General features: G+C 72.0%; 13 protein-coding genes. 7 read left to right on the plus strand and 6 right to left on the minus strand.

The window, feature by feature from the left end; translation table 11 throughout:
• Nucleotides 1-15 precede the first annotated feature (15 nt).
• Genes ACZ4TR_RS10510 through ACZ4TR_RS10525 form a run of 4 tightly spaced genes read right to left on the minus strand, consistent with a single transcriptional unit; the run spans nt 16 to nt 3,176 of the window.
• Nucleotides 16-744, minus strand: coding sequence for an ESX secretion-associated protein EspG (locus tag ACZ4TR_RS10510; RefSeq protein WP_465287342.1), 729 nt, complete (start codon nt 742-744; stop codon nt 16-18).
• A gap of 34 nt (nt 745-778) precedes the next feature.
• Nucleotides 779-2,128: a hypothetical protein gene (locus tag ACZ4TR_RS10515; RefSeq protein WP_465286779.1), complete on the minus strand. Its 1,350-nt coding sequence runs from the start codon at nt 2,126-2,128 to the stop codon at nt 779-781.
• A 3-nt stretch (nt 2,129-2,131) separates the two neighbouring features.
• Entirely contained in the window at nt 2,132-2,740 is a 609-nt protein-coding gene (locus ACZ4TR_RS10520; protein ID WP_465287343.1) for a DUF3558 domain-containing protein, read from the minus strand.
• Between the two features lie 40 nt (nt 2,741-2,780).
• Nucleotides 2,781-3,176: a hypothetical protein gene (locus tag ACZ4TR_RS10525; protein WP_465286780.1), complete on the minus strand. Its 396-nt coding sequence runs from the start codon at nt 3,174-3,176 to the stop codon at nt 2,781-2,783.
• 186 nt (nt 3,177-3,362) lie between these two features.
• On the opposite strand from ACZ4TR_RS10525, the gene ACZ4TR_RS10530 reads away from it, so the two are divergent.
• From ACZ4TR_RS10530 to ACZ4TR_RS10555, 6 genes are all read left to right on the plus strand, one after another.
• Entirely contained in the window at nt 3,363-3,944 is a 582-nt protein-coding gene (locus tag ACZ4TR_RS10530) for a TetR/AcrR family transcriptional regulator (protein WP_086673969.1), read from the plus strand.
• 23 nt (nt 3,945-3,967) lie between these two features.
• A complete protein-coding gene (locus ACZ4TR_RS10535) occupies nt 3,968-4,534 on the plus strand; it encodes a TIGR03086 family metal-binding protein (RefSeq protein WP_465286781.1) in 567 nt (188 codons plus the stop codon).
• A gap of 214 nt (nt 4,535-4,748) precedes the next feature.
• On the plus strand, nt 4,749-6,113 hold the full coding sequence (locus ACZ4TR_RS10540) for a hemolysin family protein (protein WP_465286782.1): 1,365 nt from the start codon (nt 4,749-4,751) through the stop codon (nt 6,111-6,113).
• Complete coding sequence (locus ACZ4TR_RS10545; RefSeq protein WP_465286783.1) at nt 6,110-7,153, plus strand: hemolysin family protein; 1,044 nt, start codon at nt 6,110-6,112, stop codon at nt 7,151-7,153. The genes ACZ4TR_RS10540 and ACZ4TR_RS10545 overlap by 4 nt, the downstream gene beginning before the upstream one ends.
• Nucleotides 7,150-8,031, plus strand: coding sequence for a 3-methyladenine DNA glycosylase (locus ACZ4TR_RS10550; protein ID WP_465286784.1), 882 nt, complete (start codon nt 7,150-7,152; stop codon nt 8,029-8,031). The genes ACZ4TR_RS10545 and ACZ4TR_RS10550 overlap by 4 nt, the downstream gene beginning before the upstream one ends.
• 116 nt (nt 8,032-8,147) lie before the next feature.
• On the plus strand, nt 8,148-9,779 hold the full coding sequence (locus tag ACZ4TR_RS10555; protein WP_465286785.1) for a hypothetical protein: 1,632 nt from the start codon (nt 8,148-8,150) through the stop codon (nt 9,777-9,779).
• Here ACZ4TR_RS10555 and ACZ4TR_RS10560 read toward each other — a convergent pair.
• Both ACZ4TR_RS10560 and ACZ4TR_RS10565 read right to left on the minus strand, forming a co-directional pair.
• A complete protein-coding gene (locus ACZ4TR_RS10560) occupies nt 9,776-10,549 on the minus strand; it encodes an aldo/keto reductase (RefSeq protein WP_465286786.1) in 774 nt (257 codons plus the stop codon). The genes ACZ4TR_RS10555 and ACZ4TR_RS10560 overlap by 4 nt on opposite strands.
• A 43-nt stretch (nt 10,550-10,592) precedes the next feature.
• Nucleotides 10,593-11,399 carry a helix-turn-helix domain-containing protein gene (locus ACZ4TR_RS10565; RefSeq protein ID WP_465286787.1) on the minus strand — a complete coding sequence of 269 codons (807 nt, stop codon included), beginning with the start codon at nt 11,397-11,399 and terminating at the stop codon, nt 10,593-10,595.
• Nucleotides 11,400-11,580: 181 nt separating this feature from the next.
• On the opposite strand from ACZ4TR_RS10565, the gene ACZ4TR_RS10570 reads away from it, so the two are divergent.
• Complete coding sequence (locus ACZ4TR_RS10570; RefSeq protein ID WP_465286788.1) at nt 11,581-11,940, plus strand: nuclear transport factor 2 family protein; 360 nt, start codon at nt 11,581-11,583, stop codon at nt 11,938-11,940.
• Nucleotides 11,941-12,062: the final 122 nt, after the last annotated feature.

Here is a 12,062-nt window from a genome sequence, read left to right on the forward strand (position 1 = left end):
TCGCCGGGGCGCCGCTCAGGCGAGGTCGACGGCCAATTCCATGAGCGTGTCGGCCAGGTCGCGCGGGCCCGCCGGGCCGATGTGGATGACGGCGTCGTCTCCCGTGCCGGAGGTGTAGCTGAGGTAGCGGCCCCAGTCCGTGTCGGCGTAGTGCAGCGGCTGCCGCAGGCAGGTGTGGCGCCCGACCTCGTCCCGGCGGCCGACGTAGAGCTCACCGCTGCCCGAGACCGGGCGCTGCACGAGGCTGATGACGTCGGCGATCGCCGGGGCGAGCGGGTAGGCGTCCTGACCGCGGCGCGCCGCCTCGGTCAGGTCGGCCACCCGGACGGTGCGCGGGTGCCCGCCGCCCGCGCCCATCGGCGGCAGCTGCTCGACGAGCGACTCGGCGAGCCGGTTCCGGTCGATCTCCTGGACGCCGACCTGCGTCCCGTCGGAGACCGCCAGGATCGCCTGCAGGCCCTTGGCGGCGGCGAGCACACCGTAGGTCCGGCCCTCGACACCGACCCAGCCGTAGCACTCCCGCGCCGGGTTCACCAGCAACGGGAGCCAGTCGAGGAAGTCGACGGTGGCCCGGCCGCGCGCGTCGATCAGCCCGGCTTCGGCCAGCGCGGCGTCGACCCGCTTGCCGGCCTCGTCGCGCTCCTCGTCCGAGAGCCACAGCGGCTCCGGGCGCAGGGTGATGTGCAGCTGACCGACCTGCTCGCGCTCGGCCAGTGCGGCCAGTGCCTCGACCGGAACGTCCACCCGGCCTGTTGCCACGTCCACCCGCCTACTCGCTCTACTCGCCGATGACCGGCGGACTGGTCCGCTGGTCGGTACCGAAGATGGCGTCCGGGTCCGCCTCGATCAGGAAGTCCGGCCGCTGGTGCTCATCATCTTCCTCACCCTCGCCCCGGCGGCCTCCGGCCCCCATCGGCCCCATCTGCCCGGACCGGCCGGCCGCCGACCGCGCGGCGGCGGCCTCCGCGGCGGCGGCGTTGCCGAGGCCGCCCATGCCGGAACCCCGGCCGCTGCCGGGCCCCCGCTCCCCCGCGGCGCCGGAGCCGCCGGCACCGCTGCCGGACCCGCCTCCGGTTCCGCTGATCGGCCGGCCGTTGGAGTCCAGCAGCCGGCTGCCGGCGTTGCCGCTGGTCGGCCCGCGGCCGCCGGTGCTCGAGTTGGGGTCGCTGCCGAAGGTGTTGGAGTAGTTCTGGCCGCCGCCACCACCGGTGCCGGTCGGGTAGAACTCGATCCCATCGGTGCCGACCGGCGTCCGGCCGGGCCGGTCGGTGCCCGTCTGCCCGGGGCGGGTCGTCGTGGTGGTCGGGCGGCCGGTACCGGTCGTGTGGGTGTCGTCGCCGGGTCGGTCGGTCCCACCGGGTCGGTCGGTGCCGCCGGGGCGATCCGTACCACCGGGGCGATCCGTGCCACCGGGGCGGTCGGTGCCGCCGGGCTGGTCGGGGCCACCGGTGTGCGTGGTGTCGACGCTGGTGGTCGAGGTGTGGTCGCCATCGCCGCGGTTCGGCGGCGTCTCCGGCTCCCACGGGTGCCGGTCGACGATGATCGGCGGCAGCGGCCCGACCGGGGGCAAGCCACCCGGGGTCTTCACCGAGATCGCGGCACCGTCGGATTCGAGGACGCCGTACTCCGTGGGCAGGGCGGACCGGGTGCTTTCGGTGGCGTTGCTGTACTGGTCCATCACGCGGACGTTGGTCTCGTTCGCCGCGTTGTACTTCGCCATGCCCTCTTGGTAGTTGTCGATGTCGTCCTTGGCCATGAACGGCCCGGCGATCGGGATCGCGGCCTTGAGGCCGACGCTCCACGGGCTGGGCTTGTCCGGCTTCGGCGGCACCTCGACGACCGCGTGGTTCGAACTTTCGAACACGGCGGCCTGGATCTTGACCGACGCCGCAGTGTCGTCCAGGGGCCCGGAACTGTCGTGGAAGGCCCGTTCCATCGGTCCGGCGCCCGCATTGGCGGCGTCCGCGGCGTCGCCGCTCCACGAGTTCACCATCCGCGCCTGGAGGGCTTTGATGCTCGCGCCCCGCTCCATGTAGGCGTCGGACAGCTCACGGACGGTCTCCGCCGTCTGCTGCAGCCCGGTGGTGTCGCCCTGTCTGAAATTGTCGAAGATCTGCTTGCCGTCCACTCGTCATGCCCCCTTGAGCGTCTTGATCACAGCGGCCGCCATCCGGGTGGCCGTGCCGCACGAGTCGTCCTGCCCCTGGTAACCCTGGGCCTGCACGCTGAAAGAGAGGTCGTCGGCGATTCCGACGGCCAGGGTGCAGGTGCCCATCGACCGCTCGTCCACGGCGTCGAAGTAGATCGCCGGATAGCCGTCGACATCCGGGGCCCGCTCGAGGAACTTCACGACGCGCCCGTCGCGGTAGGCGGCGTACTGGCCGGCCAGGCCACCCGTCCCGTTGTCGCGGTTCCCCGTGCCCAGGATGAGCTGGGCGCCGATCCCCTCACCCCTGATCTTCCAGGCGCAGGACGGTCCGGCTTCGGTCACCGGCGTGTTGCCCGCCGGGTGGGATTCGCCGGCGTCGGTGTACCTGAGCGACATGAGCAGATCCTTCGGGACCAGGCCGCAGGGGTCTCCGACGTACTTGCCCGCGTCGAGGGCCTGCGCAACCTTGGGCACCTCGGGGTCGGCCGAAGACGCACCCGACGAGGGCGAATCGCTCGGCGCCGGAGACGCGGCACCGCCGGTGGTCGACGTACACGCCGTCGCGAGCGCTGCCGAGACGGCCAAGGACACAGCGAGGGTGACGAGGTTTTTTCGCACGAGTTCTGGTCGCCTATGCCTTGAAGGTGTCCGACAAGTCCTGGTCGGTGACCACGGTCTTCGACTGCGCTTCCTTCAGCTTCTTGATGTACTCCTGCGCGTACTTGCGCATCGAGTCGTTCTGCCGCATGAGCGAGGCGATCGAGTCGCCGGTGGTCGTGGCGTAGCCGCCGCTGACGGCATCCTCACCCGGCGCCAGCTTGGGCGTGTAGACCAGGGCGTGGATCTTGTTCCCGTCCTCGACGATCTTGTCCAGGACGTCCTCCCACTGGCCGATCACCGCGTTCAGCTCTTCGGGGTCCATCTTGAACTGGCCGCCCTTGCCCCCGCCGCCGTACACGGGTGCGGAGTTCTCGAAGGCGTCACCCCACAGCGCCTGTGCCGCCTGCCCGGCTTCGCCGATGATCACGACCCGCACCTTCCCCTCAGTTCACCCACCGTGATGGTGCAAAGATTAGCCAACTGTCTCACGCCGTGTCAGCGAATCGCCGCAACGTTCCGACGATGGGGGTTCCGGTTCGGTTCCCGGGCACTCCGGGTCACAGTACGTACGTACGGATTGCGAGATCCCGGTCCGCGGTGCCAGGATTTCAGGATGCCACGCGTAAGCCAGGATCACCTCGACGCACGCCGGCGCCAGATCCTCGACGGCTCGCGTGTCTGCTTCGCACGTTACGGCTACGAAGGTGCCACAGTCCGGCGCCTGGAGGAAGCCACCGGGCTGTCGCGCGGGGCCATCTTCCACCACTTCCGCGACAAGGAGTCGCTCTTCCTCGCCCTCGCCGAGGACGACGCCATCCGGATGGCCGACGTCGTGGCCGAACAGGGCCTGGTCCAGGTCATGCGGGACCTCCTCGCCGGCGGTGACCACCCCGCCGACTGGCTCGGCACCCGCCTCGAGGTCTCACGGCGGCTGCGCACCGATCCGGAGTTCCGCGCCCGCTGGGCCGAACGGTCCGAGCAGCTGACCACCGCCACCCGCCTGCGCCTGCTGCGCCAGCGAGAGGCCGGGATCCTGCGCGACGACGTCGATGTCGACGTCCTCACCGCGTTCCTCGAGCTCGTCCTCGAAGGACTCGTCTCGCACCTGGCCATGGGCCTGCCGGCCGCCGGCCTCGGGCCGGTGCTCGACCTCGTCGAGGAGACCGTGCGGCGGCACCGGCCGGGCACCACCTGATCCGCCGTGGTCAAATGGCCCGCGTGGATCTTCTCGAGGCACACGGCCACGCGTTGCGGGCCTTCGGCGACGCGGTGCACGCGGCCGGGGACACCGATTGGGGCCACCGCACGCCGTGTACCGAGTGGACGGTCCGCGACCTCGTGAACCACCTCGTCGCCGAGCAGCTCTGGGCACCTCCCCTGCTGGCCGGCGCCACTTTGGACGACGTGGGCGACCGCTTCGACGGCGACGTCCTCGGCGACGACCCGGTGTCCGCCTGGGACTCGGCCGCCGAAGCCGCCCGCGAAGCCTTCCTCGACGACGGCGTGCTGGAACGCGCCGTGCACGTCTCGACCGGCCTGCTCCCCGCCCGCGAGTACGGCTGGCAGATGACGATCGACGCCGCCGTGCACGCCTGGGACCTCGCGACGGCGCTGGATCTGCCCTGCCCGGTGACCGAGGAACTCGCCGAGCGCCTCCTCGACGTCGTCCGGCCCTGGGTGGACGAGTGGCAGGGGCTCGGCATCTTCGACCCGCCGGTCCCGGTCCCCCGCGGCGCGGGTCCCGCCGCCCGGCTCGTGGGCCTGCTCGGGCGCGCACCGCGGTGAACCACCCGCCGAGGTGAGCGCGCCGACACACCGATATCTCCGCGGGCACGGCGCGGACACGTTAAGATTGTCCGCATATTCGCAGTACACGCCGATTCACTGCTAGGAGTGACCGTTTCGTGCGCGCAGCGCAGTCACCTGGTGACAGTACCGAGCCGGGTGACCGACCCGGCTGTCCGATAGGTTCATCCCCCGCCGCCCGGGCGGCCGCGGCATGATCCAAATCCTCTTCGCCGTCCTGGGCGTCCTCCTCTTCGTGCTGCTGACCGTCGGCACCGGCCTCGCCGTCGCCGCGGAGTTCTCGCTGACCGCGCTCGAGCGCAGCACCGTCGAGGCCAACGTCCGCCAGGTCGGCGACCGCCGCGCCCTGACCGTCCAGAAAGCCCACCGGACGCTGTCCTTCCAGCTCTCCGGCGCCCAGGTCGCCATCACGCTCACCACGCTGATCACCGGGTACCTGGCCGAGCCGCTCATCGGCGAGCTCGTCCGGCCGCTGCTCACCGGCGTCGGGCTGCCGGAGGACTTCGCTGCCGGCGCGTCGATCGTGCTCGCCCTGGTCATCGCCACGTCGCTGTCGATGATCCTCGGCGAAATGGTGCCGAAGAACCTCGCCATCGCCCGGCCGCTGCCGACCGCCCGCGCCGTCGCCGGCTACCACTCGCGGTTCTCCGCGCTCTTCCGCTGGCTCATCACGCTGATGAACAACAGCGCGAACTTCCTCGTGCGCAAGTTCGGCGTCGAACCGCAGGAGGAACTGCGGTCCGCCCGCTCGCCGCAGGAGCTGGGCTCGATCGTGCGCTCCAGCGCCGAAAGCGGCACGCTCGACACGTCGACCGCCGAGCTGCTGGACCGCTCGCTGCGGTTCGGCGAGCGCACCGCGGAGGAGCTGATGACCCCGCGCGTGCAGCTCGAATCGCTCGCCGTCGACGACACCATCGAGGACCTCATCGACATCTCGCGCCGCACCGGGTTCTCGCGGTTCCCGGTGCACGCCGAGGACCTCGACGACGTCCGCGGCGCCGTGCACGTCAAGCAGGCCTTCGCGGTGCCCGCCGCCGACCGCGCCGCCGTGCCGATCGGCTCGGTCATGCGGCCGGTGCCGACCGTGCCCGAGTCCTTGCCCGGCGACGACCTGCTCAACCGGCTGCGCGACTCCCGCTTCCAGCTGGCGATCGTCGTCGACGAGTACGGCGGCACGGCCGGGCTGGTGACCTTGGAGGACGTCGTCGAGGAGATCATCGGCGACGTCCGCGACGAGCACGACGACCACGAGGGCCCGGCGTCGCAGCAGGTCGGCACCGACAGCTGGCTGGTGTCCGGGCAGCTGCGCGCCGACGAGGTCACCGACGTCACCGGCTTCCGGATGCCGGACGGCGACTACGAGACCATCGCCGGGCTGATCCTCGAGCGGCTGGGCAAGATCCCCGCCGAGGGTGACGCCGCGGAGGTCGACGGCTGGTTGCTCACCGTCACCACGATGGACAAGCGCCGGATCGCCGAGGTCGAAGTGGCCCCGGTCCGGGCGTCCGAAGAACCCCCAGAATCCCCGGCACCCGCCGTGGCCGAGGTGGTCTCGTGAGCGACTGGCTGAACATCGCCCTCGTCGTGGTCCTGCTGCTGCTCAACGCCTTCTTCGTCGGCGCGGAGTTCACGCTGATCTCCTCGCGGCGTGACAGGCTCGAAGCGCTGCTGGAGCAGGGCAAGACGCGCGCGAAGATCGTGATCAACGCGAGCAAGCACGTGTCGCTGATGCTCGCCGGTGCGCAGCTGGGCATCACCATCTGCTCGCTGCTGCTCGGCCGCCTCGGCGAGCCCGCGATCGCGCACCGCCTGTCGGCGTTCTTCGACCTGCTGGGCCTGCCCGAGACGCTGCTGCACGCGGTTTCGTTCGCCATCGCGCTGGCGTTCATCACCGTGCTGCACGTCCTGATCGGCGAGATGGTGCCGAAGAACCTCGCGATCGCCGAGCCCGAGCGGCTCGCGCTGTGGCTGGTGCCGGTGCACGTCGGGTGGGTCAAGCTCGCCAACCCGTTCATCTGGCTGCTCAACTTCGTCGCCAACTCGCTGCTGCGCGCGGTGAAGGTCGAGCCGAAGGACGAGCTCGAGACGGCTTACACGTCCGACGAGCTGGCCGAGCTGCTCAGCGAGTCGCGGCGCGAAGGCCTGATCGACCAGTCCGAGCACCGGCGGCTCACCCAGACGCTGTCGTCGGTGCAGAAGACGGTGGCCGACGTGCTGGTGCCGACGGCCGAGCTGACGACCCTGCCCTGCGGGCCGACGGTCGGCGACGTCGAGCGGGCGGTGTCCTCGACCGGCTTCTCGCGGTTCCCGGTGTGCACCGACGACGGCCGGCTGACCGGCTACATCCACGTGAAGGACGTCCTCGACCTGGCCGGCCACGACCCGGCGACGATCGTGCCGACGGCCAAGACGCGCGCGCTCACCGAACTGCGGGCCGACGCCCGGCTCGACAGCGCGCTGTCGGCCATGCGCAAGGAAGGCAGCCACCTGGCGCGGGCGCTCGACGTCGACGGGAAGGCCGTCGGCGTCGTCGCCCTGGAGGACCTCGTCGAGGAGTACGTGGGCACCGTGCGCGATGGCACCCACGTGGGCGCGTGACCGCCGTCGACGTGCTCGCCGAACCGGACTGGCTGGCCCGGGAGGCGGCGCACGTCGAGCGGATGCGGCGGTGGACGGTCCCGCATCAGGAGCGACGTTCACGGGGCGAGAAGCACCCCGTGCTCGACTTCCTGTTCACCTACTACTCGTACCGGCCGTCGCACCTGGAGCGGTGGCAGCCCGGGCCCGGTGTCGCCCTCGCCGGGCCCGCGGCGCGACGCTTCCTGGACCGCAAGGGCTACGTCGAGACCGCCGACGGCGTCGTCCTCGACCCGGAGGGTTTCACCGAAGGCAAGAGGCGGACGGCCGAGTTCGTCCTCGGCCTGCTGACCGCGACGGCGTCCCGCGCGCCGCGGCTGAGCTGCTTCGGGCTGCACGAGTGGGCGATGGTCTACCGCGAGCCGGCGGACTCGGTGCGGCACAACCAGGTCCCGCTCCGGCTGGGCTCGGCGGGCACCGACGAGGTCGTCGAGTCCCTCGACATCCGGTGCGGGCACTTCGACGCGTTCCGGTTCTTCACCGCGGACGCCCGGCCGCGCAACGAGCTGGCGCCGTCCCGGGAGACGCAGGTCGCACTCGAGCAGCCGGGGTGCCTGCACGCGAACATGGACCTGTTCAAATGGGCGTACAAGCTCGATCCGTTCGTGCCGGCGGAGCTGGTCGCGGACGGATTCGAGCTGGCCGTCGAGATCCGGACGCTGGACATGCGGGCGAGCCCGTACGACCTGGCCGCGCTCGGCTATCCGCCGGTGCGGATCGAGACGGCCGAGGGACGCGCCGAATACGCCCGGGCCCAGGGTGATTTCGCCCGGCGGGCGGCGCCGGTGCGTGCCCGCCTGATAGCGCACTGCCATCGCCTGGTCAGCGCAGCACCCTGAGTACGCGCCACTGTGAGTCAGATTATTCTCTCACTGATACTCACCTGTTAGGGTGATAACGGTTTCATTGCATCGCAGCGCGTACTTGACATGCGCAGGACGCCGAAAGGACGACCATGGGGCGACACGCCCGGGACGACGAGCCCGTGCCGCACCCTCAGGACCGTGCCGGGGCGCCGGGCGGACGCCGCCCGCACCCCGACGAGGCCGCGGGATCTCCCCGCGCCGCGGGTCGAGGCGAGGCCTCCGGCGCGTACCCGGTCGCGGGCAAGGGCACCCCGAAGCGCAGCTCCATCTCGGACGCCTTCGGGATCGCCGGCCGCGGCGCCGCTCGCGGCGAAAAGTCGGGCTACTTCGTCTCCGGGGGCGGCGAGCCGACCGGCTCGCACCCGGCCCCCCGCCGCGGTGAGGCTTCCGGTTCCTATCCGGTGGCCGGGCGCGGCGAGGCTTCCGGCTCTTATCCCGTCGCCGGGCGCGGTGAATCGTCGCCCGCCGCCCGTCGCGGCGAAACTTCCGGCTCTTACCCTGTCGCCGGCCGCGGTGAAGCTCCCGCCGGCCGCCGCGATGAGACTTCCGGCGCGTACCCCGTGGCCGGCCGCGGTGAGGCTGCCGTCAGCCGCCGCGATGAGGCCTCAGGCGCCTACCCGGCTGCCGGCCGCACTGAGACTCCCGGCTCCCACCCCGTCGCCGAACGCGGCGAATCGTCTCGCACCACCCGCCGCGGTGAAGCTTCCGGGTCCTACCCGGCGGCCGGGCGCGGCGAAACTCCCGCTGGTCGCCGTGGCGAAGCCCGCCGCGGTGAAGCCGGGGGCGGGCGCCGTCGTGGCAAAGCCCCCGTCCGGCCGGCGGAGTCGGCCGCCGAGCGGACCGAGATCATCACCCGGCACGACGAGACCTCCGGCGACTACCCGATCGCCGCCCGGACCGAAAACACCGGCTCGCACCGCACCCTCGACCGCGAAGGCGACAGCGAAAGCACCCCGCGCCGCGGCCGCCGTCGCAGTGAAGCCGGCGAAAGCGAGACCTCCGGCCGCCGTCGCGTCCCCGGCCGCACCGACACCACCGGGCCGTCCGGCAAGGACGAGACCACCGGCAAGAGTGAGGCCACCGGCTCGCACCGGACCCTCGGCAAGGGCGAGGCGACCGGGTCGCACCGGATCGTCGGCAAGAAGGCGCCGCGGCGCCGGATCGCCACCTGGCCGATCGCCTGCGCCGTGCTCGCCGCCCTGATCGGGCTCGGCGTGATCGGCTGGAACTGGGCCGACAGCGAGCTCAACAGCCGCGCCGAGGCGCAGGCCGCCAGCTGCTCCGGCGGCACCTCCCACATGCGGATCCTCGTCACGCCGAGCGCGCAGAAACCCCTGACCGCCGCGGCCGACCGCTGGAACCAGGCCGCGACCGTCGTCCACGGCCAGTGCGTGCACGTGATGATCGAGGCCAAGCCCTCCGCGCAGGTGCTCGACGCGCTGGTGGGCCGGACCAACCTCGACGCGATCGGCGGGCTCCCCGCCGCCTGGCTGCCGGAATCGTCGTACTGGGTCAGCGAGCTGACCACGAAGAAGCCCGAGTTGATCGGCTCGCCCGCGCAGTCGGTGGCGAGCGCGCGGTCGGCCGACTACCCGTTCATCGGGCTCACCGGGCAGGGCATCGACGACACCGTGCTCCGCGCCGCCCAGACGTTCCGCGAGTACCTGGAACAGCCGGCCCAGCAGGCCGACTTCGCCGCCGCCGGGATCAAGTCGACCTAGACGCGCGTCCCGTTGTCGAGCTCGGCCAGCACGGCGAGGTCGTCGTCGGCGAGCTCGAAGTCGAAGATCCCGAAGTTCTCCCGGGTGCGGGTCGTCGTGGCCGAGGCCGCCACGGCGACCGTGCCGGCCTGCAGGTGCCAGCGCAGCACGATCTGGGCCGGCGTCTTGCCGTACTTGGCCGCGAGGGCGGTGACCGTCTCGTCGGCCAGCAGGCCGGCGTTGGCGGCCGGGCTCGACGCGGCGGTCACGATGCCGCGCTCGGTGTGGAATTCGCGCAGCGGGAGCTGCTGCAGCCACGGGTGCAGCTCGATCTGGTTCAGCACCGGGACCGCGCCGGTGGCGTCGATGAGCCGGCGCAGTTCCGCGATGCCGAACCCGGCGACGCCGACCGCGCGGACGCGGCCGTCGGCCCGGAGGCGGCTCAGGGCGCGCCAGGTGTCGGTGAACGCGCCTTTCGTCCCGTCCAGGAGGCACAGGTCGGCGTGCCCGAGCCGGAGCGCGGTCAGTGCCTGGTCGGCGGCACGGCGGGCGGCGTCGTAGCCCTGCGCGGGCACCTTGAAGCTGACGAACAGCTCTTCACGGGGGACTCCGGCGAGCGCGTCGCCCACCGCCGCCTCGGTCCCCGGCGCGGTGTCGAAGCCCCGGTAGCCGGTGTCGAGGGCGATGCGGACGGCGCGGCCGGTTTCGGCCGCGGTCAGTCCCGCGACGCCGAACAGCAGCTGGGGAATGCGGACTCCGTCGGACAGGGCGAGCGAAGGCGGGACGGCCATCTACCGGTGATCCTCACGTCGGATGCTGCGCGGGTGTCCCCCATCATTCCACCGACGCGGCCCGCTCGCGCAGGTGTGCGGCCGTCGCCGGGTCGGCCGGGAAGAACGACTCGATCACCAGTTCCGCGACCGTGACGTCCAGCGGCGTGCCGAACGTGGCGACCGTGCTGAAGAACGTCAGGTCGGTGCCCTCGTGGCGGAACTTCAGCGGCACGAAGATGTCACCCGGTCCGGGGACCTCCACCTCGGGCACCGGCTGGTCGCAGGGGTAGCCACGCAGCTCGTCCAGCAGGTCGGTCAGCGCGGGGTCCGCGGTCTGGCCCACCTGGCGCCGGAGCCGGCCGAGCAGGTGGGCGCGCCACTCCCCCAGGTTGAGCACGTGCGGGGCCATGCCGTCGGGGTGCAGGGTCGCGCGCAGGACGTTGGTGGTCAGCTCGGGCGGGATCCCGGCGACGAACAGACCGGTGGCGTCGTTGGCGTCGACGAGGTTCCAGCCCCGGTCGACGACGGCGGCCGGGTAGGGCTCGTGGCTCGCGAGCAGCTGCCGGACGGCCTGGCGGACGGCGGACATCCCGGGGTCCCCCAGCGCGTTCTCGGTGTAGGCGGGCGCGAACCCGGCGGCGAGCAGCAGCCGGTTGCGCTCGCGCAGCGGCACGTCGAGGTGCTCGCCGAGGCGCAGCACCATGTCCCGGCTCGGCCGGGAACGCCCGGTCTCCACGAAGCTGAGGTGGCGGGTGGAGATGTCCGCCGAGATCGCGAGGTCCAGCTGGCTGATCCGCCGCCGGTCGCGCCATTCCCGCAGCAGCTCCCCGACGGGCCGCTGCCGCGCGGCCTGCACCGTAGTCGTCACGCGAGCGACGCTACGGCGATCACCGGGTCGCTGCCATTACTTCGCGGGTAATGCCCGCGGCCGGTCCGAGCGCCGCCGCGGCATTACCTCTCGCGTAATCGACGGGCCGCCGGCCGTCCGCCAAAGTCGTTCCCAGCACCGGACGACGACAACCCGTTGTCCCCCAACGAAAGGAACTGCCATGACCGACGTCCGCGGCATCGTCGAGCAGTACATCGCCGTCTGGAACGAGACCGACGGCGGCAAGCGCCGCGCCCTGATCGCCGATCTCTTCACCGACGGCGCCCGCTACACCGACCCGCTCGGGGCCGTCGCCGGGCACGACGGGATCGACCAGTTCGTCGGCGGGGCGCAGCAGCAGTTCGCCGGGCTGACCTTCAGCCTGCCCGCCGAGCCCGACGCGCACCACGATCTCGCGCGGTTCCAGTGGTACCTCGGCACGCCCGGTGCCGAGCCCGTCGCCATCGGGTTCGACGTCGTCGAGCTCGAAGACGGGAAGATCGCCCACGTCCACGGCTTCCTGGACAAGATCCCCGGCTGAGAACCGGCGTGGGGGGGGGCGGGGGGGGGGGGGGGGGAGACACCCCCCCCCCCCCCCCCCCCCCCCCCCCCCTCCCCCCCCCGTCCGGTGGGGATTCTTCCCCTTTCTCCCGTTCCTTTTTG

It is taken from the genome of Amycolatopsis sp. NPDC028719 (genome assembly GCF_055565395.1).